This window comes from Desulfosporosinus shakirovi (assembly GCF_020595055.1).
Lineage (GTDB): Bacteria > Bacillota > Desulfitobacteriia > Desulfitobacteriales > Desulfitobacteriaceae > Desulfosporosinus > Desulfosporosinus shakirovi.
In genome coordinates, this window is the sequence record NZ_JAJDOO010000050.1 from 1 (window position 1) to 26,250 (window position 26,250).

Genomic DNA, 26,250 nt, shown 5'->3' on the forward strand with positions numbered 1-26,250 from the left:
CATACCTAACTAATCCTTGTCTTGACGAACTATTCAGGTGTCTGGATACTTCAGATGGGGTCAGGTCTAAAACCTTAGCAATCTCTCCGGTTGTCTGGGGTCCTTCTCGCAAGAGAGCGATAATTTGGCTGATTGCCAATTTCTCTCCTACTGTTTCATCAAATAACCTGTTGAACTCTTCACTGATGAAAAATCTATGATACTCTTCATCCGATTTAAATCGTACTCTTAGTCGTTCCATTTCCACCAGCTTAATGTAGGGGACTAGGTTTCTAACTGCTTCGAGTTTGGACTTTAAGGCTTTTTCGTCGATTCCTTCGCTTTTGCCAAGAGGTCCTAAATTCTCTATCTTCGCGCTAAATTCATTCATAATATTGGCGAATCGGATTCCTTCACCGGCAGAGACCCATTCAAGCCTTAATCTGTTGGGGTTTACCCCTATGTGCTCCAGTATTTTTTTACCATGAAGCACCATTCTTATGGCATCGTAATTCCCTTCGGTATTGTAATGACAGTCGTTAAGATGACAACCGCCGATAAACACTCCGTCTTGTCCATTTGAGAAAGCTCGAAGTATATGTTCCAGCTCAACTCTGCCGGAGCACATCACCCTTATAAGCCTTATATAAGGGGGGTATTGAAAACGAGATACTCCCGCAAGATCCGCCCCTCCGTAGGTGCACCAATTGCAAATCATGCCTAAAATCCTTGGTTTAAACGCAAGTTCTGCACTCATTCTATCTCACCTCTTTTGTTAGTAATTCCGGCTTTGTTCATCCAATCGTGAGACTCCCACTTCTACAAGTGGCATTGGTACTTCGCACTCTGCTTCGGTGACACGTAAATCTCTATGTTCAACTTTAGTTGAACGAGTTCACTAACGGACTTTCAACAAGTCTGGGAATCGCCGCGTCAATCTGACTCATAAGCTCATCATTGGTATAGTGCTTCAGTGAAATAGCCCTTGTTGGACACTTTGCGTTGCAGAGACCGTCTCCCTTACAGAGAACAGGATTAACTACAGCCTTTCGGCCTTGTGGTGTATCATGGAACTTTATGGCACCATATGTGCACGCTGCAATACAGGCTCCACACGATATACAGTGACTCTCATTCACCTCGCAAACAGAGCCGGAGACTACGACAGTATCATGGGAGAGAAGGGTTAAGACCCTGCCTGCAGCTCCATAAGCCTGGCTGATCGTTTCCGCTATATGCTTGGGATAGTGAGCTATCCCACACAGGTAGATGCCGTCTGTGCTAAAGTCAACCGGTCTTAGTTTGACATGGGCTTCCTGGTAGAAACCATCAAGACTCGTATTCACCTTGAATAACTTGGTTGCTTCCTGACTTCCCGCTGACGGAATAACGGCGGCAGCTAAAGCCAGGGCATCCGCATCTATTTCCAGCCTCTTACCTAAAACAAGATCGGTCACGGTAACCCTTAAGACACTCCGACCATCTTCATCAACGGCTGCTTCCACCTGAGGTTTATCCTGCGGCTCATAGCGGATGAACCTTATTTCCTTACTGGCCGCTTCCCTGTAATAATCCTCTTTGAGCCCATAAGTTCTGATATCTCTAAACAGAATATAGATATCCATCTGGGGATTTAGCTCTTTTAGTTTCAGAGCATTCTTTATCGACTCGCTGCAGCATATCCGACTGCAGTAGTTTCTGCCTTCATTTCTACAGCCTACGCATTGGATCATCACCAAACTCTGGGAGTTCAGCAGCCTTTCATCCCCTTGGGCGATTTTACCCTCCAACTCCAGGTGGGTCATTACCTTTTCATCTTCACCATAAAGGTATTCAGCGGGTTGGTATACTTCTGCACCTGTAGCGAGAATGGTTGCTCCATGGCTTATCTCAGTGAGCCTTCCTTTCGACTTCACCTTAGTTACGAAGTTCCCCACAAAACCGCCCGTCTCTGCGATGGCAGCCTCCGTATAGACATGGATTAAGGGGTGCTGGTAAACCTTGCGTATGACATCACTCAAATACTCTTGAACATTCAGCCCTTCCAAAGTGTCATGGATTCTGCGTGCCATTCCACCTAAATCTGTATCCTTTTCCACCAAGTAAACTTCATGGCCCTGGTTGGCCACACTCAGAGCACTGGTCAGTCCTGCTAAGCCGCCGCCGAGCACTAAGACAGCCTTGTTGACGGGCAGATCAAATTCCTGCAAGGGCTCCAAACGACAAGCTCGGGCTACCGACATCCTGACAATATCTTGTGCCTTCTGAGTGGCCTTCTCCTTTTCTTTCGAGTGGACCCAGGAGCAATGTTCCCTAATATTAGCCATGTCGTAATAATACTGATTAATTCCCGCTTCCCGAAGAGTGTCCCGAAAGAGCGGCTCATGGGTCCTGGGGGTACAGGCGGCAACAACCACACGATTGAGCCCTTTTTCCCGAATCGATTTTGACAGTTTCGCCGCAGCCTCAGTTGAACATATAAAGAGGCTGTCTTCCGCGTGGACAACATTCGGTAACGTCAGCGCATATTCAACGGTGGAAGGAACATCGACGATTCTTCCGATATTCGCTCCACAATGACACACGTAGACACCCACTCTAGGCTCCTCTTTTGAAGTATCTCTTTCCGGTGGATAGACCCTTGCTTTGGCTAGACCCCCTCGCCGGTAGTCAAGGAGTTCTCCACATTGAGAACCAGCCCCACTGGCGGTTACCACCGATTCGGGAATATCTACCGGACCCTGGAAGGCTCCACTTATAAAAATTCCCGGGCGAGAAGTCTCCATAGGATTAACAGGATTGGTTTTACAGAATCCGTGAGAATTGAGCTCGATGCCGAACTTATTGGCTAAGCCCATCACATCAGTCGTCGGATTCAATCCCACGGATAAGACCACCATATCGAATTCTTCCTCTTTGACTCCCTCCTCAAGAGTAGAATACCTAATCGTAACATTCTTGCTTTCTGGAATCTCATTTCCTATGGATACGTAGCTTCTGACAAATCGAATCCCGGGAAGTTTCTCTGTTCTTTGGTAGAATCGCTCAAAATCCTTGCCATAGGAACGTATATCGTTATGAAAGATCGTACACTCGGCCTCATCGTCATGGTCTTTTGTCAAAATCACCTGTTTCTGCGTATACGTGCAACATACGCGTGAACAATAGCTGTTACCGCCCGGGATGACCGTTCTGGAACCAACGCAGTGAATCCAAGCTATTTTATGGGGATACTTCTTGTCGGAAGCGCGCAAGATCTCCCCTTCGTAGGGCCCAGTGGCACATAACAGCCGTTCATAATCAAGACTGGTTACCACGTTCTCAAACTTTCCATAGCCATAGTCGTTCCGGATCTTAGGATCAAAGGGTTCAAAACCCGGAGACAGAAGGATGGCCCCTACGTTTATTACTACCTTCTTCGCCGTTTGATTAAAATCAATAGCGTTTGATTTACAGACCGATTGGCAAATCGTACATTTCTTCTCTTTAAGGAAAAGACAGCTTTCATCGATATAAGATACCAGGGGAGTTGCTTGAGCGAAGTAGATATGGATCGCTTTATTCTTCGAAATCTCTTGATTAAAATGATCCGGAGTTTTGACCGGGCAGTATTCTACACAGACAGTACAACCCGTGCAGTTATCTTCGATAACATACCTGGGCTTTTTAATCAGAGTAACTTTGAAGTTTCCCGCTTCCCCTTCTACACAGTCAACCTCAGTATAGGTCATGATTTCAATATTTGGATGCCTACTACATTCAGAAAACTTAGGCGATTCAATGCACATGGAACAGTCATTCGTGGGAAAGGTCTTGTCAAGCTGGGACATCTTGCCGCCTATGGTCGGTGATTTCTCAACCAAGTAGACCTTGAAACCTGCAGTGGCAAGATCAAGGGAGGCTTGAATACCGCTGATCCCTCCGCCAACAACCATCACATCTCCAAAATTACTGCCTGCTAGATTTTTAACAAGCTGTCCTTTAGTTCTTTCTAGTTCTGGTTCTTCTTCCACTTTCTATCACCTCATCCGTTTTCAGTAATTGAGGACATTCCTGCAGCACTAAAGACAGGCTCCAATTAGAGGTGTTCGGCCGAATAAGCTAGCCGCACTTAATTTGATGAGCAGCTAAGTCGCTCTGGGTGGGAATACACCACCAAGCGACTTCCACGAGCATGCCCAACCAGAGCAATACCTAAATCGCTGGCCAGCAAAATGGCACTCTTTGTCGGCGCGTGTCGCGAAACAACCATAGGGGTCTGCATCTTTGCCGCCTTGAGCAGCATTTCGGAAGAAATGCGACCAGTGCTCAACAGCAGTCGATCTCTGGTTGATATGCTCCTCAACAAACATTCACCCTGAATCTTGTTCAAGGTGTTATGCCGCCCGATATCCTCAGCCACTACCAGCAAGTTCTTGGTATCAGACAGGGCTGAGGTGTGCACACCGCCACTAAGCGGATACAGCTCCATCTGCCCTTCCAGCTGTTTCATCAGCGACAGTACTTCCATCGGTGTGGCAACAAGCTCCGAATCAACCTTCTGTCCCTGAGTTTTGAAAACCGAACTGCCGCTGCATCCTAGTTTCCGCAACGTTGGCAATTCAAATTCGGAGTTGTTCAGCCTCACATCGGCCAGTGATTCCTCAAGACTCGCCCGCATACTCGCCACGTCTCCGAGGCTTGAGATGATTCCCTCTGCGTAAAGGTATCCGATGACGAGATAATTCAACTTGGCTGCAGTGCACAGGATAGTGACCAGAGCCTGGTCATTTACATAGATTGTTAGTTCCATCTCTCTAGGCACGTAAACTTTGGTCCTGACCCATCCCTCGTCCGAAAAGCGATGGCATACTATGTCCGCTGCCATACCCTGGATGTCTAATACGCCAATCTCTTCATGCATGTTTCGCTCCTCCATCCCCCATTGGGACAGTCTCTATTGGGGACATTCCTCCGCAGGATGTGTGTTCCCTTTTTGCTTACAGGTGTATCCCCTTTTCTTTATAGCACTTCCTGGAGGATCTCCGTGATGTCCTTTACCTGTATGACGTCATCATAACCCAGGACCAATCTGCTATCCTCGAAATTGGTGATGCAATAGGGACAGGAAGTAACCAGCACCTCAGCCCCAACTCCAACAGCCTGACCCAATCTGAGGTTGGCGAATCTGTCAGACTTTTGAGTTTCCATCCAAATCCTGCCCCCTCCCATTCCGCAACACATACTATCTTCCCGTGCCTCATCCATCTCATTCAATACCAAACCAGGTATCTTCTTTAAGACCCCTCGCGGTTGGTCATAGATGCCATTATGCCGTCCCAGGTAACATGGGTCATGATACGTAACTTTTTTCGCATACTCCTTGTTAATCTGAAGCTTTCCCTCATTAATAAGTTCAAATAAATACTGGGATATATGAACCACCTCAAAATTCACATTGAATTCAGGATACTCGTTCTTGAAGGTATGATAGCAATGAGGAGAAGAGACAAGGATTTTCTTTACTCCGTTATCGATAAACGTTTTGATGTTTTCCCTAGCCATGCGTTTGAATAATTCCTCATTGCCGGTCTTACGTATGCTTTCTCCACAACAATTCTCCTTAGTACCCAGTATCCCGAAATCCACCCCTGCTTTATTGAGGATATTGACTGTAGCTCGAGCTACCTTCTTTAATCTCGAGTCATAGCTTAAGTAGCAGCCAGGGAAATACAAGACTTCCATTCCTTCGGTGAATGGTTTTACTGAAAGACCCTCTGCCCATTCTGCCCTCTTGGCTCGTGCTTCACCAAAAGGGTTTCTTTCTGCAAAAAGGCCTGCGCTGGCAGCGCGGACAGGCTTGACAGCCTCAGGAAAAACGCCATATCCTGTGGCGAACCTGCGCAGAGCTATCATGTCAACAATCTGCTTTACGTCCCTGGGACATCTCTGCTGGCATTTTCCACAGGTAGTACAACGCCAGATCTCTTCATTTTCTATTTCAGTCAAACCGAAGGTTGCCTCTCGGATCAGCTTACGCATACTGAAGGTTCTGACCTTGTTCCAGGGACAAACAGTATCGCATTTTCCGCATTGATAGCAGAATTTGACGGCATCTGCACCGCTCTCTTTGATTTCATCAATTGCCTCTTTGAAGGGAGCTACTGTCTCCACTATTTCTAATCCCCTCCTTTCCCCTTAATGCTTTAGCGCTTCTGGGACATTCGGGCGATGGTATCCACCAGCTTTTCTAAGCCATGTTTCTCCACTAATGATTGTAATCCGAACTCCATCTCGCCCAGCTTGACTTCTTCTTCGACTTCCTCTTCCCTTTCTTCGAGAGTCAGAACCTTATTTAAGCACCACTCAACACAGAGCGGCTGTTCTTCACCTTCACACATATCACATCTTAACGGGAGGCCGGAATCGGGCTCTATGAATCTGCCTCTGGCTGAGCAGGAAGCCTTGCAAAAGGAGCACTCACTGTATTCCTTCCCGTCAATCACATACTTTTCCCTGCCCAAGCATTGGGCTGGCGTATTCTCACCCGCGAATACCGGAAGAAATATATTTTCTAGTCGGTGAGTAATCACATGAATGCGAGCCCTTGCCGGATTATTGCTACTGAATCTCGGTGTAGCGTGACCGGCAGAGCAGACTACCTCACAGGTCCGACATCCATTGCACAAATCGGCATTAATCTTAATTGTTCTGATTTTATTCTTAATCTTGGCCATCTTTTATCATCCCTCTTTTCTCGAGACGTGATCATCGGGAATATAAAAGTCCGACTGACCGTCCTGCAGATAAATTGATCCTTCTTCTCTTGAGACGTTATCATTGGGAACATAGACCAGATCCGGGTCGTCTTTTAATATCCCTCTCCTCTCAAGATCGTCTGCAACATAACCAAGATCTAATTCCTCTAATCTTTTTCTCGTCGGAATCGCATCCATATTCCAACCCTTGAAGTTATAATAATAGGATAAGAGTTCGTATTCATACTCTGGAAATCTATGCTTCCAATGATCTTTCGGCGGCACCTCATCTTTTCTTCTCAGGCCTCTCCGATTTTGAAGTGCGCGGTGTAAATTCCGGCTCCGATTGACTGCTTTCCTCAGTCCGTCTTCATCCAGATTCAGCCCGGTGGCTGCATTAATAAATTTCGTATAATTGTGGATATGATAGGCCGGCTTCAAGCAAAACGATCCCATGCCGCAACAAATCCCAAGGGCGTCATCAATGTTGTGCAACATCTCCATCCAATCCACAAGTTCAGCAGATATTTCTTTCGTCGGATAAAATGGATTGGCGAATTCTCCACGCGGTTCCCAGTCCAGAAACCATTTCTTAAATCGATCATCCGGAAGATGGGGCCAATCCTTTACAAACTCTTCTCTATCCGCCATTTCTCTAAAAGGCTCTTGGGGCCAGTTCCCTTCCATTTGGGTAATGCTTACCTTCTCGTTGGTAGCATACATAAGGTAATAAAGGGGATCCATCATGCCCAATTTGACGCACATCTGCTCATGTTTCTTAATATTATTATGATCATACTTCCCTTCTGGCAAGCCAAGCCTTCGGCACGCCCCATAACAGCCGTCGGCCAGTAGATCTCCGACTCTTCCTTCCCGTCGGGCCATTTTGTCAAGCAACCAGAAAAATGTCCCCGCTATATCGGTTGGGCATCCTTCCCAATCCTCGTCGGTAAAAATGCCGTCTTTACGAAGCTCAACACCCATGGCCAAAACTTGTGGGGTTGAAAATGAATCAAATCCATACTGAAAAGCAGGCTCAAGGATTTCCCAATTAAAACCCTGTTCGTCTATTTCAGCTGCAAACATATAGGAAAGTTTCGAGAAGCATTTCGCCATGTATCTTGGGGTATCCTCGTGAGTAATTAAGGCTCCGCATTGCTGGGGACAGTTAAAGCAACTTATGAATCGCCTTAACGCTTTTGTTTGAATCTCAGTCCATTGCTTTTCGAGTTCGTCGTTCCAAAAGGTTTTTCTCCGTCTACGCGAATTTCCCCAAGCGAAACCTTGAGTATGCCATTTCTCATCAACAATTTTCATCGCCTGAGGTGACCCAACCCCGGTATGGATCGTCATGATATTTTTATTCGGAAGGGGATTATGATTGCGGTGATCTATCCAATCCGCCAATATCTTCAACTGCTTCATAAATTCAGGCCCATCGGCAAGGTAAATATCCTTTGTTCCACGAACAGCAATCGCTTTAACGTTTTTGTCTCCCATAACGGCACCGGCGCCGCCCCGGCTGGCACTCGACTTGGATTGCTCAATGGAAGCCCCGAAACAACGATTTTCACCGGCCAAGCCGATAGCGGACACCTGGGCATCCGGCTCATTCAACTCTTCTCTTATAAGGTCCTGAACTTCAAGGGCACCTTTCCCTTTCAAATGAGCAGCATCACGTATCTCTACTTTGTCATTGTTTATATAGATATACACCAGCTTTGGGGACTTGTTGCGCATAATCACTTTGTCATAACCGGCATATTTCAATTCCGACGCCCAAAATCCCCCTGCCATTGGATAACACAGTAACCCCGTCTGAGGAGAAATAGTGGAAACCAGCATACGATTCGCACTGAAAGTAGGTGTACCGCATAAAAGGCCTGCGCTGAAGATTAGTAGATTCTCAGGATCAAATGCTTGAGTCTCAGGAGGAACCCTGTCGTAATGGATCTTGACGTCCGTACCCAGGCCCCCCAAATGAAGTTCCATTAATTTCGGGTCAGTTTCTACTTTCTCAATGTTTCCTGTGGCTAGATCAATTTCTAAGTTATATCCTGCTTCTGCGTATCTCATGTTCCAACCCCTTTGGTAAATTTTTTTCTATACAATAAAACAACTGGCAATATCCTAGGAATTTGTACGCATCCTCCTTTTTCAGTTTAATTCAAGTAGTTTGAGCTTGAGTTTGTTTTAGTTTTGTTTGGTTATATACTAGCAAGTGCTATGCCATTTAATTAACTTTCACATCACTTGACTGTCTATCAGTTGAAACTAACTGTCTAATTGTCGAAAACAAATAGCCAACGGTTTTAGACCAGTTAATTTATTTGAAAATTTAAATAAATTAACTGATAATACCACTGCAAAATTGCAGTGGTATTTATCGTTATCTACAAAAAGACTCCTTAATCAGAGCTTGTGCCAAGTCATAACTGCATCTAAATAATGCATATATGACTCAATTGTTCTTAAGCATTTACTCTTACTATCTGATAAAGTCAGTAAATGCTCTAATATCGAACAGGCGACTCAGCGCCGGTTCGATATTAGAGCCAATTCTTCGAACTATCGCAGCTGACTTACTCCCAAGGCAGCGGCAACCTTATAATTAATAACCATGTATGATTTAATAATGGTCATCTTATCATGTTGTCTAATATTCTCCATCTTAATTCGGATCAATTTTCAACGATTTAAGAATATTCGAACACAGGCAACAACAATTAAATTTTTATTAGCAGCTTCCGCCACACCCCCCGCAACAACTGCTGTCACAGCCATTATCCATCTTGGCCATACGTATTTCAAAACCCCCACCGTTATCTGACTCAATATAATCGATGACGGCTCCTTCTAAATGCATCAATAGTTTTTTATCAATGATCATTGAAACACCGTATTCTTCATCAAGAATATCGTCCTCTGTTTTTGATTCATCTAGAGTCATCCCGAAATTAGGTCCCCCACAACCCATTCCTACAAGATAGAGACGAAGAAATGCATTTTCTTTATTCTGAGCTTTTAACACTTCTTTGACTTTTTGGGCCGCGAGTTCAGTAATCTGTACCATTCGATTGTCACTCCTTTTTAATTAGCAATTTTTGTGATTTGTACACCACAAGCTTTATACTCATACGTCTTAGAAACCTTGTCTGAAGCTCCATTGGTTAAGACGTTGGTAGGCGTTTCCGTATAATGGAACGTCATGAAGAGCATACCGGAGGGCACGCGTTCAGTTATTCTAATTTTCGTCTCCAGTCCCCCTCGTCGAGAGGTCACTTTTACCCGTTCACCCTCTTGGAAGCCAAGCCGTTTAGCATCCAACGGATTAATCTCTGCCAACTCTTCTGGAGAATAGCTTTCCAACACTTCTGAGTTTTGAGTAAAAACATTATAATGGGAAAGTTTTCGCCCAGTATTGAGTAAGAACGGATACTCTTCATCTGGTAGCTCGTTTGCTTCCTGAAAAGCTATCGCCTTGAAAAGACCCTTCCCACGAGAGAAAGTTTCTTGATGTAAGACCTTACTTCCAAGATGCTCAGTATTTGGTACCGGCCACTGTAGTCCTTGCGTCCCAAGGCGAGAGTGAGTAATCCCTGCATACAACGGAGTAAGATTGGCTGCTTCCTGCATGACTTGTTCCGGGGAAAAGTAAGAAAATGGATAACCCATCCGGTTGGCAAGTTCATCTATGATCTCTCCATCAGTCTTAGCGTTTCCAATAGGCTTAATCGCCTGATTGACCATTTGTACCCGCCGCTCCGCATTGGTAAATGTACCAGTCTTCTCTGCAAAACTGGCACCAGGGAATACGACATCCGCTAATTTAGCCGTTTCTGACATGAAGATGTCTTGCACCACGAGGAAATCAAGGGATTCTAGCCCCTTGCGCACATGATTCGCATCAGCATCTGTGATCACCGGATCCTCGCCCATAACATACATAGCTCGCAAATTCTTGCTAATAGCTGCCGCAAACATATCCGGAAGCATGATCCCTATGTTGGGATTTAGCGGGACGCCCCAAGCTTCTTCAAATTTCATTCGCACCTCTGGATTGACGACTTTTTGGTACCCGGGGTAGTCGCCAGGCAATGCCCCCATGTCGCAAGAGCCTTGAACATTATTTTGCCCCCGCAAAGGGTTGACTCCGGAATTTTCTTTCCCAACATTGCCCGTTAGCATAGCCAGGTTTGCCAAACTCATTACGTTATCCGTGCCAGTGGTGTGCTCCGTAATCCCTAATGTATAGAAAATCATGGCCCGTTCAGCGGTCGCATAGATTCTGGCAGCTTCCACAAGCTGGTTCACGGGAACTCCGGTAATTTGACTCACTATTTCTGGTGGATACTGTTGAACATTTTCTCTAAAATGTTCAAACTCTTCCGTACGTTCTTCAATGAACTTGCAGTCTTCCCAACCATTAGCAAGAATGATATTCATGATACCATTAATGAGGGCAACATCCGTCCCAGGACGAAGCCTTAGCCAAAGATCCGAACACTCTGCCAGTTCTATTTGTCTAGGATCCGCGACTATCAGCTTTGCCCCTTTGGCTAACGCTTGCTTCATTTTTGTCCCAACTATCGGATGGGCTTCTGTGGGATTTGCACCAATAACAAACATGACTTTGGCATCTGGAATTTCATCGAAGGAGTTCGTTGACGCTCCAGAACCAAAGGAAACTGCCAAACCTGCTACTGTGGGAGCGTGACAAACTCTGGCGCAGTGATCAATGTTGTTGGTCCCGATGACTGCACGCATGAATTTTTGCATAAGGTAATTCTCTTCGTTGGTACAATGGGCAGAGCTCAAGGCCGCAAGAGCATTCGCTCCGTAGGTATCTTTAATTTCGCGGAACTTCATCGCTACTAAATCTAAGGCTTCATCCCATTCTGCGGGGACCAGCACCCCATCTTTTCGAATCAAAGGCGTCGTCAAACGATTAGGGTTATAAATCATATCCATCCCAAACCGACCTTTGACACATAAGGCTTTGCCATTAACTGGAGCGTTCGGATTCGAGGTTACACCAATCACTTTTTCGTCTTTAACATTCAGATCAAAGTTACATCCTGTCCCACAAAAGGGACAAGTGGTCTGAACCTTCTTCACTTCCCAAGGCCGACCCTTACCGACCATTTTCTTTTCGGTCAACGCCCCTACCGGGCAGACAGAAACACAGGAACCACAGAAAACACAATCGGATTCGTGATAGGGTAAATTAAAGGCTGGGCCTACCTGGGTATCAAACCCACGGAAAGAAAAGTCCAAAACACTTCGTCCTTGGATCTCATCACAGACTCGAATACATTTGCCACATAGGATACATTTATTGGGGTCTCTTAAAATGAAGGGGTTCTGATCATCCGCCGGAAGGTTACGATGCTCCCCTTGATAAGGTTTTCCTGTGACACCGTATTCATAAGCATACTCAGCCAAAGCGCAATTTCCCATATTTTGACAGACCATACAATTTAATGGATGATTTGCCACTAATAGTTCCAGGATTGTTTTACGAGCCGCGCGAACTTTAGAATTTCGAGTTTCCACTACCATGCCCTGCGCTACCTGAGTTACGCAGGATGGAGGCAGATTGCGCATCCCTTCGATTTGGACAATACACAACCGACAGGCACCAACAGAGGTTAGTTCCGGATCGTGACACAAGGTAGGAATTGGAATATCATGCATGCGGCAAGCCTCAAGCACGGTTTTTCCCTTGGGTACGCTGACTTCACGTCCATCAATTTTTAAGCTAAACCACTCCAAAATGTCTCACTCCTCATTAGTAATATGCTAATATACCCTTCATGTTGCTAAAAATCACCAACCGTTGTTTTTTAAACAATGAATTGGTGATCTCATTAAACTCTTGGTAGCCCCAAGGGGAATCGAACCCCTGATTTCGCCTTGAGAAGGCGACGTCTTAGCCGCTTGACCATGGGGCCGTGTAGTTTGGCTCCAGGACTAGGATTCGAACCCAGGCTACATGCTCCAGAAACACATGTGCTACCACTACACAATCCCAGAATTCTTAATGCCTTTCATTAGAATCCATAATAAAAACAATATGTTATATCATTACTTTTAGATTATGTAACTTATTATAACTCATACTCCAGTCATTTGTAAAATCATTTTTCCGATTAGCTGTGTTATAAGGCTATCAAATCGGTACCTTTACACTGCTCTTTAATTAAGCCAATAAGAAAAAGCTCTCCGTAGAGAGCCTTCCGTCTAAAACAGTCTACAATGCCTTTGTTTATTTCCACAGCCAAGACAAAATCATTCTTCTCGTTAGGACTTTGTTATAATACGTAATCAGCTATCATCTTCTTAACGCATGCTTCGCAATTTTGTATTTCTAGTGAGTTTGGTAATTTATTTCTTACTGTGCAATCTTGGTTGTACTGCTCGCATGCTGCTCCGCTAACTTTTCCTTTTGAAGACCGAATCATGGTAATTCCTCGATAGATTACATCGCAACTTGCTATACTGCCTGTTTCGAGTGTCCAATCATCGAAATCGGAAAGCGCCTCCAAGACTGAATTATATTGAGAATACTCTGGATTCCTCGCATGTATTGGGTTCACAACGACCCATATCTTATTAGGATTATCCTTCACTTAGTTGACCTCCCATAATTTTGACTTACATCTGCTGAACAAGACTCTCTGTATTCTACATAACATCTTTCACACAGTTACGCATTTTTGGGTTTTCCTTTGCTAGTTCCTTCATAGCGTCACCTCTCTGTACACTGGACCATGTACATTTGCCAATGCTTGATAGACAGCTGACACAACTATGTTGTTCTCCTTCAAAAGCGCATTGGATGCAATATAATCGGCTACCCGAAGCGCGATGCCGCATCCAGCTTTGATGCCCGACGGCAATGGCATCACCCCCACTGAATACCCAGCCTGCAGCAACGCCTTTTCAGCAAAAATAGCCTTATGTGTGTTGGCAAAAGTAAGAATATAAGTCACAAATAGCCTCCTAAATATTGATAAGCCTCTTCGCCCCAGCCATAGCTGTAACGATGCCGTACATGTTGGCGATCTCACCGACCCCCAACTTCTCCGTAATTTCGAAATAATTGGTGCAGGTTCCACAGGTCAGGATAACCGTTCCCGCTGCTTCCAGAGCGCGCAAGTCTTCCAAGCAGTTGGAATCACTGCCGGTAAGGTATGACCCCGAATTGAAAAACAAAACATGCGTGGGTGGCGGCGTAAGCTCCTTTAGTGCATAGATAAAACCTTTGATCAGTATTTGGCCCAGTTCCTGGCTGCCCTCCCCCATGGTATTCCGACCGATGGCGACGACGAGGCCCGAATCTTCGTCTGTTGCGCAGCTTTCCACAGCGCAGCCTTCTCCTGCCACGATGGTAACTTCGATATTACCGTTTTCTCTCTGCTCATATTCGCTTTGATAACCCAGACCCGTTGCCATCTTTTGCAGATTTTGGCGGGCAATATCGTTATCTACCAAAACAGCTACCACGCCGCCGGCTTCCCCCAAGCCTTCCAGCGCTTTTTTTGCTTTTATGACCGGTATAGGGCAGACCTGCCCAAGACAATCAATGTTATTCATGAATATTCCTCCTTAGCGTACTAAAATCGGTGAATTTTGCGGCAAGAGCACTTCTCCTACGATTCTAGCCTGGGGTTCTACTTCCTGAATGGCACTTAACAGCTCTTGCGCACAGGATTTCGGGGCACTAAGAAACAGTCCTCCGGAGGTTTGCGGATCGAACATTAATTCCTGCAAGGCAAACGGTGTATCGCCAAGCTCCACAAAGCCCTGCATATGATTGCGGTTGCGCTGTGCGGCCGCAGTTATCAGATAATCCCCGGCATACGTATAAGCCTGGGGGATATACGGCAACTCCGAACTATATAATACTAACGATGTGGCTTCCCCTGCCATTTCCCTTGCATGGGCTAACAGTCCGAATCCAGTGATATCGGTGCAAGCACTGATCGGAAAACTGTGCATTTTCTCCGCCGCATATTTGTTGAGCCGTTGCATGGAAGAAATCGCCGCCTGAACAGCTTGTTCATCTGCCATTTCTCCACGCAGCGCCGCCATGACAATGCCAATGCCAAGCGGTTTTGTGAGAATCAGTTGATCCCCAGGAGCCGGTGTATTATTGCGCCAGATTCGTTTCGAGTCGAGACGCCCGGTGACCGACAGCCCATATTTTGGCTCTTTGTCATAAATGGAATGGCCGCCGCAAAGTACCGCCCCCGCCTCCTGTATTTTTTCCGCGCCGCCTAATAAAATTTCACCCAAGGCGTCTAGTTCCATTCTCTCAGGATAACAAACGAGATTCAGGGCAAAAAGCGGTGTACCACCCATGGAATATACATCGCTCAAGGCATTAGCAGCTGCGATACGACCAAACGAGCGGGCATCATCCACCATCGGTGAAAAAAAATCCACCGTAGAAACAATGGCAGTGTTCTGATCAATTTGATAAACGGCGGCATCATCCGACGCATCAAAGCCAACCAATAGCTTAGGGTCGCAAAAAGCAGGCATACCGGATAACACCTTGGATAACTCACCTGGGCCAATCTTGGCCCCGCAGCCACCCGACGTACAGTTTGACAATAAACTCATCATGAGGAATCACTTCCTTAACACAGATATTTGCATTATACTAATATATAAAATAACAACTGCCTTCAGATTGGAGAAAAAATGATTTATCTGGACAACGCCGCTACAACCCTGATAAAACCTGATAGCGTCAAGAAAGCCGTTTTACGAGCCATGGATACGTTTGGCAACGCTTCACGCGGAGCACATGCACCGGCGCTTGACGCCCTCCGTATGCTGATGGAAGCACGGATAGCATTGGCCTCGCTCTTTGGGCTTGGTGACGACCCTATGCGTGTTGTATTCACCCCAAATGCCACTGTCGCCTTAAACATCGCCATTGCTGGAATCAAGGGACATATCGTCACAACCGCCGCAGAGCACAATTCGGTACTGCGGCCCATATACAGGCAGGATAATTATACCATTGTTCCTTGTGATATCTTAGGATGCATTTCGACAGAAGCAATTTCCTCTGCCATCCGGCCAGATACTGAGGCCGTGGTACTTACGCATGCTTCCAATGTCACAGGCAACGTATTCGATATACAGTCTATTGGTGAAGTATGTGCAGCACGTAACGTGCACTTCATTGTAGACGCCTCACAAAGCGCTGGACTTTTGCCTATTGATATGAAAAACATATCAGCGCTTTGCTTTACAGGTCATAAATCCCTCTTCGGGCCGCAAGGCACCGGCGGGCTCTGTTTAGGACCCAATTACATGCCAGAATCCCTGTATGTTGGAGGAAGCGGCCATCATTCTTTCGACTACAAACATCCTCGGGAATTGCCCGATGCGTTGGAAGCCGGTACGCAAAATGCACACGGGATCGCAGGACTATTGGCTGGTGTACAATATATACAATCCACAGGACTATCGAAAATCCATAACCAGGCGGATACACTGGCACGCCTGTTTGTACATTCGCTGGCAGATACTCCCGGCGTTACGCTCTATGGCGATTTGGCTGCGCCTCTCCGCACACCCATAGTCTCTCTCAATATGGAGAGGTATGATTCCGCTCAAGCAGCCTGTCTACTTTTTGAGAAGTATGGCATCGCGGTGCGCGCGGGGGCACATTGTGCACCATTGATGCATAATGGGCTCAACCTATCCGGCTCCGTCCGGTTTTCTTTCTCGCATTTCAACACGCGAGAAGAGACGGAATTCGCTGTCGATGCCGTTCGTACTTTGGCTAGTCGATAACAGAATAAGTATCCGATTCTCATGAGCAAACTTACCTATATTGATTTCGCGATCTAATTACATAATATCCAGAAAATAATTATTATCTTACCATTTTTCGGATCTTGTTTCAATTAGTTTTAAGCACATCGGTAGAACATATCCATTCCCCCTTTCAAATTTCTCGGCAAGTACAAAACCAAGAAGTTTTCTGGTCCAGTCAGGCCATCTGGCCAGCGCTTGGCGCCAGTAAGTTTTTCTAATTTTTTCTAATTTTTTTCTGAATAAATTCAATGGCCTTATCTAAGCGTTTTATACATTTCTTTTTCCCTAATAGAGCCATAACCTCAAACAGGCCAGGACTAACGGTACGGCCAGTTAACGCCAATCTCGTAGGATGAATAATAATACCGCCTTTAATCTTGAGTTCATCCATTAACTGGCGATAGGCGCTCTCAACATTTTCCACGTCCAAGTGCTCTAGAGCCGTTAGACATTCTCAACCTTTAGCTAGCAAAGTATCCACGCCTTCTTGTTTTATAAAGTATTTCTCTATACCTTTTTCATCATAGCTCATAATTTCTTGAAAAAAATAACGGCTTGCTTCAGCCAGTTCTCCCAAAGTTCTTATTCTTTCTTTAACCAAACTAATGACATCACATATGTACTTTCTCTTTTCTTATACTTCTAAATGGCCGACCAAACCCGCCTGAATGTAAAGTCCTTGTCGTTGGGATTGGAAACAGGGACCGAAATCACCGCCTTTTTCCAGACCCTCATCCCAGTCTATCTCTAACCATTTTAGACTACTGAGAATTTGACTAACAGAATCTTCTTTAAGTCGTTCTGTGTCCGTGTCTTCAATGCGAAGAATTACTTTTCCATTGTGTTTTTTGGCAAACAACCAGTTGAACAAGGCTGTCCTTGCTCCTCCAATATGCAAATAACCCGTAGGACTGGGGGCAAATCTAACTCTGACCTTTTCCATTCATTACTCTCCCAAGTATTATTTGGCTTTAGAAAGCCGTATAGTGAATTAAAATCAATGGCACCTGAATTGCTGTACCTTTTTTTGATTATTAAATTTGTTTAGTTTTTGATCTTCAAGGTAATTACAAAGTGCCAAAAAATCTTCATATTATTAATTTTCGCCAGATTCCTTAAATCAAGAACAATGCCCGTGCTTAAGTGTTTTATAAATTCCATATCCGCCAGTGTTGTTTCCTTAAACAATCCTCTTTGCCAATTATAGACACATGGAACGAAATTGTCCCAGTGTTGATCAAAATATTTTACTTTGGCATAGCAAAGTTTATAAATATGAAAGATCATTCCCAACGGGGATGCTTTTCTGGCAAATTTATGGCTGAAGTATTCCTGTATTGGTTGGTGCTATGGTACCGTTCCCAGTAAAGGTCCGCATTACTCCTTAGTTTGTATTTGTCTAATATTTCACACTTTTCCTTTCCGAGATCTTGTCTTAAATAGCCATCCCTAATCTCTTGTGCAGCGCTCCTCAATAATTGGTAATTCAATGAGGCCCCCCCTTCAAGACTGCATGATCTCCTTTGCGCGGACAATATTCTATAATTATAGAATATTGTGTTTTTATTATTTTTTAAATTATACATCTGAGCTACTCTATATTTCAAGGCACTTTATGATTAGACGGAACCGGAAAATATTCTCATGTCCTACAAAAAAGTCCAGAACGCAAAAACGATCTGGCAAGGTATATCATACTTTCACTCTATTCTAAACAACTACGGGTTGGATTTTATCTTTAAGCGCTTCATCATTAAGCAATTTATCTGCAACCCAGGCCGCAACTTCCCCTGTAATTTTTACACAGTGCGCTTTTCTTTCAGGAGAGTTAAAGACTAAATCTTTAGTAATCACTCTGCAACAAGTACTCTTATATAGCTTCTTAATATGGTCATGAAGTTCAGCTGCGACAGGAAACATTCTACTGTCCATTGCATTGCCTGGATCCCTGCCGTAAACCATCCCTAAGGCCATTACACCACCACTGATTGCGCCACAAACACACCCGGACCTACCGATTCCGACTGGAAAACCGGCGGCCAGGCGGACAATTGAACGATCAAAGGGCCAACTAAGAAATTCGTTAAGGGTATGAATCACGGCTTCGGAACAATAAAACTCACCTTTTTGGAAACACCCCCCGCCTTGCTTCTTACATCAGAAATAATTTTTTCTCTTTCCATTTTCAAGGATCCTCCTAAAATTGATTTTCATCTTACAGGAACACGCTGAGAATAGCACCTGCTACCTTAAGCAAGTGCTATTCTCGGTTATTATGCTAATAATGCCGCACCTAAAGCCGCAGTTAATTCGGGTTCAGACGGAATCACAACGTTCCCCTTTAACTCCCGTTCAAGAAATTGGACTAAGAGACAGTAATATGCGCCGCCCCCAGTGAATATCAAACATTCAGGATGTCCGACAGACTCCACAAAATTGGCAAGACGTTTTGCCGTACTTTTGAAGAGACCTGCAATCACCTCTGGTTTTGGAATGCCCTTAGCCAGCATAGTAATGACTTCAGATTCTGCGAAAACAGTACACATGGAATTGATGGGCATTGGCTTAGCCGCTGTGGCTAACGCCAACTCCACGGAGGTTAGATCTAATCCCTTAAGGATAACATCTAAAAAACGTCCGGTTCCGGCAGCACACTTGTCATTCATGATAAACTGAACAACTTTTCCTTCCGCGCTTTTCTTTATCACCTTGGCGTCTTGTCCCCCTAAATCCAAAATGTAGGCATACTCAGGAAAATGCGCATGACACCCTCTGGCTTGGCAGGTGATTTCTGTTATTACCCGTCCCTCCGGAAAGTTTACCCGTCCATACCCTGTGACCACAAGTTTTTCAGGTTCTTCTCCATATTCTTCGACGTAAGACTTTAATAGAGTAATACCCGCTTGGACAGAATCGAACCAGGAAGGTATGACATGGCTGTAAACTCGTTCTCCGTTTTCAAGTACCACTAACTTTGTATTAACCGAGCCGAGATCTAACCCAGCCTGCTTCATGCACGAATCATCTCGATCAAAGCCTCTATCCGGGTCAAGAGTTGCCCTTGGTCTTCTTCAGAAAAATCACTTTCCAGCCGCAGGAAGGGAATCTTTTTCTTTTCCATTTCCTTAGCAACAAAATAACTTTCCACGCCATAGGGCTGACAGAACTGGAGGTTAAAATCAATCACGGCATCAGCTTTTAAGGTTTCAGCCATGAGATTTATATCTTCCATGCGTCCTTGATTCGGGGTAAAACAAGCACAATTCACTTTTAGTGGACGCTTAGCAATATTGGCAAGCATATCTGTTAGGTTGTCCCCAGGCTCAGTGATATCCTTATAATAGCGTTCTCCTGTACAGGTTTCTTCACCGACCACGACAGCTCCGGCTTGTTCGATTAAGGCATGAAGTTTCCAAGCAGGGAGCGGTTGCGGAGTTCCAGTCACCAGAATCCTTGGCGCATCGGAGGGTGCAACTCCGACCCCTTCTTTAACCCGTTCATCGAGTTCGTCACAAAGAGCATTGACTTGTGCAGCAAAGCGAACCGGATCATCAAAGAAGGAGAGTTGATTGATTAAGAGGACATCTAAGCCGTGAATAGGCGCTGGGTTATGTTTTCTTAAGTTAGCTAACCTTTGAAGTGCGTGGCGTTTATTGTTGATCTTCTGAATTCCCTGAGCCAGATTTTCGGCGGTTATGCTTACCTTGGTCTCGCGTTCAATGAAGGATGCAAAATCACGCACTTCTTCTTCCCATAGGCGGGCATCTTTGGAGTCTTTCTTTTGTGGGAGGTCCATTACATAGGTAGGAATGTGTTCATTAAGGATCTCCCAAGCCTTTTTCTTACCGTCACAGGTCGTCTCCCCGATGACCCAATCAGAAACTTGAAAGTACGGACAGATTCGATCTAATTTAAAGCCCATGGTCGACTTAATCAATGGACAGAGGTTGCGAGGCAAAACTTTTTCCCCTGAAGAAACAGTATACTGGGCCCCAGCACATAGTCCAATGCTGGCACTCCCTGTCGCAACGACAATTTCCTCCGGAACATAGACGCAAAAGGTTGAGAACACTTTAGCGCCAGCTTCTTTCATAGCATATAGTTCATGCACTCGAATCCCATGCACGTCTCCAACTATCATATCAAAATACCCCATCGCTTTAGGGCGATTGGGGCGATCCAGAAATAAGCTCGTAAAAATCGCTGGCACAGGGGCCAAAAAATCATCGTGTTTCTCTAAATCCATACCCAAGGCTGTCCATAATTCTCTATTATCCATTTTTATCCTCCCTATTCTTTTAAGTTGTCCTCATTCATGATCTGGATCGAAGTTGAAGATTCAATGGTTCAATACACATCGAATTCTCCCCTCCATATATAATAACATTTTATTTATTCTATATTATCACTAAATTAATATGTGTGATAGGTCTAAAATTAGATATTATCTGCTAATTGACTAACTTCCTAATGGGCGGAAGAAGCTTTTACATCCGCTGACTCAAGGACTCAGCTCGTAAATTGCTCCTTGAAGCCGTAGCTCAGACTATCAGCTTTCAGGTGAGTAACTGGCAAATAGAGCAACCTAATCTATACTTTTGCCTTAAAAGAGTAATGGGGATGTAACGAAACTTGTTTTCCGGTTTATTACATCCTTACTCTATTTGTAATCCCCTGATATATTAGAGGACTGTTCACTACTTCAAAGGTGTACAGTCCTCTATTTTGGGATAACGCACCACCAGCTTGAAAAAATCTCAAGTTTCGTTACGGCCCCATGACTCCATAGTTTAAATTTGTTTTTCATTTCTGACGAGGAGTAAAACTACTCACATCGTTACAACTTGCCCTCTTTTTTATCCTTTAAAACCTTTAATACCATTTCCGGGGTAATGGGCAGGTTGTAAAATCTTACGCCGATGGCATCATAAATAGCATTGGTAAGAGCTGGGAAAGTAGGCTGAACAGCTCCTTCACCTGTTTCCTTAACCCCAAACGGAGCTGAATGGTCATAACTTTCTACTATGTTAGTATCCATTTCTGGCATTTCCATAGTAGTCGGCGTCTTGTAATCGTGGAAGTTTGGGTTTAAATGTTTACCATTGACATCTAACTTCTGATCTTCGTAAAGGCAGGCTCCTATATTAAACATGATGGACCCTTCTACCTGCCCGTCTACACTCATGGGATTAACGGGTGTACCACAGTCACCGGCTTCAGTTACCTTCTTCACATAGATTCGGCCAGTTTCCACATCCACTTCTACTTCATGTACTTGGGAACTAAAACCGAAAGTAGGAGAGTGACCAATATTTGCGCCCTGAACCCGATTCCCGCTTATAATATCAATTCCCTTGCGCCTTGGTGGAGAAAAGTTACCCATACCAACCAAGGTCCCGTTGATACTGGTATAGGCCTCAACAGCCTTTTCCCACGAGATCCGTTTCTTGATCTCATACATTGAATATATCTCATGATTTTTAATCACTAATTGATCGGCCCTTACTCCAAGCATTCCTGCTGCGGTTTCTTTTAGTCTTTGATTAATTTCTACGCAGGCCATCTTGATAGCAGCCCCGGCCGCATAAGTTAGGCGGCTGGCAAAGCTTCCCAAATCAAAGGCCCCTATTTCTGTATCTCCCGACTGAACATGTACATCTTCGTATTGGATACCAAGTTCTTCAGCTACCATCTGGGCCATAACGGTATTACACCCCTGACCGATCTCCGCAGCTGCACAAAGAAGGGTAACTCCTCCCTCTGTATCTACCCTGATCATCACTGTAGTGTGCGGCTTATAATTTTGATAAAGAGTGTAGGCTGTGCCGGTGATATAATACCCCCCCGCCATTCCAATACCTTTCCCAAAAGGTAACTTGCCCTGTTTTTCCAGGAACCCTGATTTTTTAACCGCTGTCTCAAGGCATTTCTTAAACTCGGAATGCGGTACGAACATATTATTAATACAGGTATGTCCCGATTCAATAGCGTTTTTCAATTTTAGTTCGTATGGGCTAATTCCCATCATTTCAGCCATCTCATCCATCAAGCACTCCAAAGCCCACCGAGGTTGAACCCCGCCGAGACCGCGCATAGCCCCAGTGCTGGGTTTATTAGTATAAACACTTCTTCCCCGAAACCGGGCATTAGGAACCTTATAGGGTAGATGTATCATTGATGCAGTGTAAAACAACACAACGATCCCCCAGCCAGAGTATGCACCTTTGTCCAACGTATTGTCAAAATCTACGGCTTGAATATAACCATCCTTATCCAACCCCATTTTCACCTTCATATGGCATGGATGCCGGCCTTTGTTCGTATAAAATACTTCTTGGCGATCATAAACTACTTTAACGGGCCTGCCTACCTTCCTTGATAACAAGCACGCTACAAATTCTGAAGGCGCTGCTTCTCCTTTGCCGCCAAAGCCACCGCCGATTGTAGGAAGTGTAACCCGAATTTTGTTCATGGGTATTTCTAAAACTATAGACATTTGTCGATGCAAATAATGGGGAATTTGACTGCTGGCCCACAAATGCAGTTGACCGTTTTGAGCGTCATAACTGGCTAGGGCTGAATGCGGCTCAAGAAAGCCGTGTTGCGGATAGTTAGTATGAAACTCTCTTTCTAAAACATACTCACACCCGGCAAAGGCCTTATCCACGTCGCCATAGACCTGTTCCCCAGCATGCATTATATTTCCCTTACTATCTTCATGGATAAGCACTTCCTGAGAGCGTTCCATAGATTCAAAAGGATTGAGCAAAACCGGCAGACGCTCATATTCGACTTCAATCAATCCCAGGGCGGCTTCGGCGGTTTCTTCATCCAGGGCAGCAACGGCAGCCACGCCTTCACCATAGAACCGAACTTTTCCAACGGCTAGGACAGTCTCATTGGCTGCCTGTGGAACGATACCCCATTTGTTAGGAGCCTCATCTCCGGTAAGGACTGCCAGAACACCCGGCAACTCCCGAGCTTTGCTGCAATCAATTTTTTTAATGATTGCATGAGCGTAAATGCTGCGCTTAATTTTCCCATAAACCATTCCGGGGAGTGTCATATCCCCTGTATAAATTGCTTCCCCCTTAACCTTGATAGGGCCATCTATCCTGGGTACACTTCTTCCCACCTGGGTATATCTTTTCTCATCCTGGCAGGCGGGTACCCCTTCGAGATTCCAGCCTTCCGGGGTCAGATTCCATTTTGATTTTAAATTTAAATCTTTCTTCTCCATTATTACACCCCCTCTTTGGACCAAACCTTAGCCGCCGCTTCAACTGCTTCAATTATTCTCTTATAGCCGGTGCAACGACAAATATTTCCACTTAACTCGTGTTTTATATATTGCTCGGTTGGATTAGGATTCCTGTCCAACAGCGCCTTTGAAGACAAGATCATGCCCGGTGTACAAAAACCGCACTGTACGGCACCATGATCGACGTATGCCTGCTGAATCGGATGAAGCTGGCCGCTTTCCTGTACCAGCCCTTCAATAGTGGTGATCTTCTTGCCCTGGCTGGCAATAGCAAGCTTAATACAGGACAACTCCGGTTTGCCGTCGATTAACACGGTGCAGGCTCCACAGTCGCCATCTCCACAACCTTTCTTGCTCCCTGTAAGGCCTACTTTATTTCTGATGACATCGATGAGCAAATCTCTGGCATCAATGGCTACTTCATAAATCCTACCATTGATATCTAATTCAATCAGTTTTTTCATCAACTATACCCCCTTCGCAGCGGCATAAGCCTCTTTAATCAACCTGCATGCCAGTACTTTGACAATTTCACGGCGATATTCAGCAGATGCCCGAATATCATCAATCGGTTTAGCTTCACCTTGGGCCGCCTCAGCAGCCTTTTCGATCAGTTGATCACTAAGCTTTTGCCCTAGTAAGAGAGCAGTAACTTCCTTTGATGCCAAAGGCCTTGGATAAACAGACCCCATCACAAGCTCGATATTTTTAACCGTTTCGCCATCATTTTCTAACTCTATAGTTACGGCCATATTGACACAGTCGATTTCCATGGCATCTCTGCGTCCCATGTAAGCATAGCGGCATGCTGACTTCAGTTTAGGTTCCGGCAATATGAACTTTGTTAACATTTCACCTTCTGCAAGGTCCAGTACCCGGACGCCTAGAATAAATTCTTCCAAGGGCAGTTCTCTCTCCCCCGAAATACTGCTAAGCACAACTTTGGCCCCCAGTGCCACTAGGGGTGTCGGGGTCTCTGCTGCCGGAGAAGCATTACAAGAATTGCCTCCTAAACTAGCCATATGCCTTACCTGAGATGAACCTACCTCCCCTGCTGCATAAGCAAGAGCCGGGTATTTTTCCTGAATTGCCTCAGAAAATTGAATCTCAGCCAACTTAGTATTTGTTCCGATAACAGCACCTTTTCCTGGCTCACAAAAAATCCCTTTAAACTCCTCTACCCCATTGATGTCGATCAGATAGTCGGGGCTAATTGCCTTTGCCTTCATCACCACCATTAAATCTGTGCCCCCGGCGAGTATTTTGGCCTTACTTCCCAAGCGGGCAACCAATTCTAGGGTTTCTGCCGGCGTTTTTGGTGCAAAATACTCAAAGTGATTCAAAAACATCTTAGAGCAACCTCCTTTTTCTGTTTAAACTTGACATTGCAGCTGTATTCACTAGGGAAAGCCGTGTTATTAGACAACATATTTGCGGCTTTCCGGCAAATAATTTTATGTTCAAGGGTGAAATCCTCGGGTGTAAAAGTATCTTGTGTATTAGTTTGTCAGAAAAGGAGGTTTCTTGCTTTGGATAAGTTCCCCCATTTTGGCTCATCTCACTTTCATCGAAACTATTTATGAGATTGACTATCTAATCAATGAATACCCCCTCCGTCATGTTTTTAAATTAAAATTCTAATTATTCTGTATATTCAACTAAATATGCAATTATTGTGCCAGATAAACATACTCCTCGCTACCCCTTGCTGCAATTAATCAGAGGGATCTGGCGGCACACATAAATCATCGAGACAATATACTTTTGTTTAAATTGACAGATGGTTGTACAATTTGATTTACAACACAGGGATTGATCATGATATAATTAGAATATATTGACTATTTAATTAATTTGTCTATTCCGGCAGTATCAAATAAGGGGTGAGATTAATGAGTCTAGTAGAAGAAACAATTAACCAAGAACTGCTAGAACATCTTCAGAAGCGAAATTACGAATTAGAGCACCAGAATCGAGACCTTTTAGGGATGCTTGAAAACTCTTATGATGGTCTGCTTATAGCCGATAATGAAAGTAGAATTTTATATGTCAATCCCTCGATAGAACGAATTATGGGGCTTAAGTACCCGGATTCCATTGGTCAAACAACAAGAGAGCAGATTGAAAAGGGAATAACTGACGCCAGTGCGACCTTGAAGGTTATTGAATCCAGTCAGAAAGAAACTGTCGTGATTAACACGATTAATGGCAAGATTGCTCTAAGTACTGGTGTTCCAAGTTACGATAGTAACGGAAGAATCCATAGAGTCTATTGTAACGTGCGGGATATCACGGATTTGAATCAATTAAAACAAAAACACCAGCAAACTCAAGTGCTTGCCTTGAAATATTTAGCAGAGCTGAATCAACTTAAAAAAAATAATAACTCGGAGATCATCGCCCATAGCAAAGAAATGCGCAAGGTTATTG

General features: G+C 44.7%; 21 protein-coding genes, 2 tRNA genes and 1 pseudogene. 2 read left to right on the forward strand and 22 right to left on the reverse strand.

Features of this window, described 5'->3' with window-relative positions; genetic code table 11:
• The 14 genes from LJE72_RS23715 to selD all read right to left on the reverse strand — a co-directional run.
• Positions 1 to 736, reverse strand: a 736-nt coding sequence (locus LJE72_RS23715) for a hydrogenase iron-sulfur subunit (protein ID WP_229250437.1), incomplete at its 3' end; no start/stop codon positions are given.
• Between the two features lie 124 nt (positions 737 to 860).
• Positions 861 to 3,914, reverse strand: coding sequence for an FAD-dependent oxidoreductase (locus LJE72_RS23720; RefSeq protein ID WP_229250461.1), 3,054 nt, complete (start codon positions 3,912 to 3,914; stop codon positions 861 to 863).
• 176 nt (positions 3,915 to 4,090) lie between these two features.
• Positions 4,091 to 4,882 (reverse strand): formate dehydrogenase accessory sulfurtransferase FdhD, encoded by a 792-nt coding sequence (fdhD, locus tag LJE72_RS23725; protein ID WP_229250438.1) that lies wholly within the window; start codon positions 4,880 to 4,882, stop codon positions 4,091 to 4,093.
• A 98-nt stretch (positions 4,883 to 4,980) separates the two neighbouring features.
• The gene (locus tag LJE72_RS26615; RefSeq protein ID WP_229250439.1) at positions 4,981 to 6,132 is read right to left on the reverse strand and encodes a (Fe-S)-binding protein; all 1,152 of its coding nucleotides are present in this window, start codon (positions 6,130 to 6,132) and stop codon (positions 4,981 to 4,983) included.
• A gap of 32 nt (positions 6,133 to 6,164) precedes the next feature.
• A complete protein-coding gene (locus LJE72_RS23735; RefSeq protein ID WP_229250440.1) occupies positions 6,165 to 6,695 on the reverse strand; it encodes a 4Fe-4S dicluster domain-containing protein in 531 nt (176 codons plus the stop codon).
• Positions 6,696 to 6,701: 6 nt separating this feature from the next.
• Positions 6,702 to 8,792, reverse strand: a complete 2,091-nt coding sequence (locus LJE72_RS23740) for an aldehyde ferredoxin oxidoreductase N-terminal domain-containing protein (protein ID WP_229250441.1) — start codon at positions 8,790 to 8,792, stop codon at positions 6,702 to 6,704.
• Positions 8,793 to 9,453: 661 nt separating this feature from the next.
• Complete coding sequence (locus tag LJE72_RS23745) at positions 9,454 to 9,789, reverse strand: HesB/IscA family protein (RefSeq protein WP_229250442.1); 336 nt, start codon at positions 9,787 to 9,789, stop codon at positions 9,454 to 9,456.
• Between the two features lie 17 nt (positions 9,790 to 9,806).
• Entirely contained in the window at positions 9,807 to 12,491 is a 2,685-nt protein-coding gene (fdhF, locus tag LJE72_RS23750; protein ID WP_229250443.1) for a formate dehydrogenase subunit alpha, read from the reverse strand.
• Positions 12,492 to 12,595: 104 nt separating this feature from the next.
• A tRNA-Glu gene (locus tag LJE72_RS23755) sits at positions 12,596 to 12,670 on the reverse strand.
• An 8-nt stretch (positions 12,671 to 12,678) separates the two neighbouring features.
• Positions 12,679 to 12,752 (reverse strand) — tRNA-Gln (locus LJE72_RS23760).
• A gap of 278 nt (positions 12,753 to 13,030) precedes the next feature.
• Positions 13,031 to 13,348 carry a hypothetical protein gene (locus LJE72_RS23765; protein ID WP_229250444.1) on the reverse strand — a complete coding sequence of 106 codons (318 nt, stop codon included), beginning with the start codon at positions 13,346 to 13,348 and terminating at the stop codon, positions 13,031 to 13,033.
• Positions 13,349 to 13,459: 111 nt separating this feature from the next.
• The gene (locus tag LJE72_RS23770) at positions 13,460 to 13,711 is read right to left on the reverse strand and encodes a DUF3343 domain-containing protein (protein WP_229250445.1); all 252 of its coding nucleotides are present in this window, start codon (positions 13,709 to 13,711) and stop codon (positions 13,460 to 13,462) included.
• Positions 13,712 to 13,721: 10 nt separating this feature from the next.
• Positions 13,722 to 14,315, reverse strand: a complete 594-nt coding sequence (gene yedF / locus LJE72_RS23775; RefSeq protein WP_229250446.1) for a sulfurtransferase-like selenium metabolism protein YedF — start codon at positions 14,313 to 14,315, stop codon at positions 13,722 to 13,724.
• 12 nt (positions 14,316 to 14,327) lie between these two features.
• On the reverse strand, positions 14,328 to 15,350 hold the full coding sequence (gene selD / locus LJE72_RS23780; protein ID WP_229250447.1) for a selenide, water dikinase SelD: 1,023 nt from the start codon (positions 15,348 to 15,350) through the stop codon (positions 14,328 to 14,330).
• Between the two features lie 78 nt (positions 15,351 to 15,428).
• Here selD and LJE72_RS23785 point away from each other — a divergent pair, with 78 nt between their 5' ends.
• A complete protein-coding gene (locus LJE72_RS23785; RefSeq protein ID WP_229250448.1) occupies positions 15,429 to 16,535 on the forward strand; it encodes an aminotransferase class V-fold PLP-dependent enzyme in 1,107 nt (368 codons plus the stop codon).
• Between the two features lie 238 nt (positions 16,536 to 16,773).
• Here LJE72_RS23785 and LJE72_RS23790 read toward each other — a convergent pair.
• The 8 genes and pseudogenes from LJE72_RS23790 to LJE72_RS23830 all read right to left on the reverse strand — a co-directional run bounded on the left by LJE72_RS23790 (position 16,774) and on the right by LJE72_RS23830 (position 25,169).
• Positions 16,774 to 17,178: pseudogene (locus LJE72_RS23790) on the reverse strand (hypothetical protein).
• 15 nt (positions 17,179 to 17,193) lie between these two features.
• The gene (locus LJE72_RS23795; RefSeq protein ID WP_229250449.1) at positions 17,194 to 17,502 is read right to left on the reverse strand and encodes a glutamate--tRNA ligase family protein; all 309 of its coding nucleotides are present in this window, start codon (positions 17,500 to 17,502) and stop codon (positions 17,194 to 17,196) included.
• 767 nt (positions 17,503 to 18,269) lie between these two features.
• Positions 18,270 to 18,659, reverse strand: a complete 390-nt coding sequence (locus LJE72_RS23805) for a C-GCAxxG-C-C family protein (protein ID WP_396391830.1) — start codon at positions 18,657 to 18,659, stop codon at positions 18,270 to 18,272.
• A gap of 173 nt (positions 18,660 to 18,832) precedes the next feature.
• Entirely contained in the window at positions 18,833 to 19,573 is a 741-nt protein-coding gene (locus tag LJE72_RS23810) for an acyl-CoA dehydratase activase (protein WP_229250451.1), read from the reverse strand.
• Positions 19,570 to 20,838: a double-cubane-cluster-containing anaerobic reductase gene (locus LJE72_RS23815; RefSeq protein ID WP_229250452.1), complete on the reverse strand. Its 1,269-nt coding sequence runs from the start codon at positions 20,836 to 20,838 to the stop codon at positions 19,570 to 19,572. Before LJE72_RS23815 ends, LJE72_RS23810 begins: the two co-directional genes overlap by 4 nt.
• 558 nt (positions 20,839 to 21,396) lie before the next feature.
• Positions 21,397 to 23,799: a xanthine dehydrogenase family protein molybdopterin-binding subunit gene (locus tag LJE72_RS23820; protein ID WP_229250453.1), complete on the reverse strand. Its 2,403-nt coding sequence runs from the start codon at positions 23,797 to 23,799 to the stop codon at positions 21,397 to 21,399.
• Between the two features lie 2 nt (positions 23,800 to 23,801).
• The gene (locus tag LJE72_RS23825) at positions 23,802 to 24,284 is read right to left on the reverse strand and encodes a (2Fe-2S)-binding protein (RefSeq protein WP_229250455.1); all 483 of its coding nucleotides are present in this window, start codon (positions 24,282 to 24,284) and stop codon (positions 23,802 to 23,804) included.
• 3 nt (positions 24,285 to 24,287) lie between these two features.
• Positions 24,288 to 25,169, reverse strand: a complete 882-nt coding sequence (locus LJE72_RS23830; RefSeq protein WP_229250457.1) for an FAD binding domain-containing protein — start codon at positions 25,167 to 25,169, stop codon at positions 24,288 to 24,290.
• Between the two features lie 543 nt (positions 25,170 to 25,712).
• On the opposite strand from LJE72_RS23830, the gene LJE72_RS23835 reads away from it, so the two are divergent.
• A partial coding sequence (locus LJE72_RS23835; protein WP_229250459.1) for a PAS domain S-box protein occupies positions 25,713 to 26,250 on the forward strand: 538 nt, incomplete at its 3' end.

What these genes read in the sequence shown, in the direction of transcription:
- LJE72_RS23720 (WP_229250461.1), bottom strand. Translation starts at nt 3,914, where the DNA reads ATGGTTGTTGGCGGAGGGATCAGCGGTATTCAAGCCTCCCTTGATCTT.
- fdhD (WP_229250438.1), bottom strand. Translation starts at nt 4,882, where the DNA reads ATGCATGAAGAGATTGGCGTATTAGACATCCAGGGTATGGCAGCGGAC.
- LJE72_RS23735 (WP_229250440.1), bottom strand. Translation starts at nt 6,695, where the DNA reads ATGGCCAAGATTAAGAATAAAATCAGAACAATTAAGATTAATGCCGAT.
- LJE72_RS23740 (WP_229250441.1), bottom strand. Translation starts at nt 8,792, where the DNA reads ATGAGATACGCAGAAGCAGGATATAACTTAGAAATTGATCTAGCCACA.
- LJE72_RS23745 (WP_229250442.1), bottom strand. Translation starts at nt 9,789, where the DNA reads ATGGTACAGATTACTGAACTCGCGGCCCAAAAAGTCAAAGAAGTGTTA.
- yedF (WP_229250446.1), bottom strand. Translation starts at nt 14,315, where the DNA reads ATGAATAACATTGATTGTCTTGGGCAGGTCTGCCCTATACCGGTCATA.
- selD (WP_229250447.1), bottom strand. Translation starts at nt 15,350, where the DNA reads ATGATGAGTTTATTGTCAAACTGTACGTCGGGTGGCTGCGGGGCCAAG.
- LJE72_RS23785 (WP_229250448.1), top strand. Translation starts at nt 15,429, where the DNA reads ATGATTTATCTGGACAACGCCGCTACAACCCTGATAAAACCTGATAGC.
- LJE72_RS23795 (WP_229250449.1), bottom strand. Translation starts at nt 17,502, where the DNA reads ATGGAAAAGGTCAGAGTTAGATTTGCCCCCAGTCCTACGGGTTATTTG.
- LJE72_RS23810 (WP_229250451.1), bottom strand. Translation starts at nt 19,573, where the DNA reads ATGAAGCAGGCTGGGTTAGATCTCGGCTCGGTTAATACAAAGTTAGTG.
- LJE72_RS23815 (WP_229250452.1), bottom strand. Translation starts at nt 20,838, where the DNA reads ATGGATAATAGAGAATTATGGACAGCCTTGGGTATGGATTTAGAGAAA.
- LJE72_RS23820 (WP_229250453.1), bottom strand. Translation starts at nt 23,799, where the DNA reads ATGGAGAAGAAAGATTTAAATTTAAAATCAAAATGGAATCTGACCCCG.
- LJE72_RS23825 (WP_229250455.1), bottom strand. Translation starts at nt 24,284, where the DNA reads ATGAAAAAACTGATTGAATTAGATATCAATGGTAGGATTTATGAAGTA.
- LJE72_RS23830 (WP_229250457.1), bottom strand. Translation starts at nt 25,169, where the DNA reads ATGTTTTTGAATCACTTTGAGTATTTTGCACCAAAAACGCCGGCAGAA.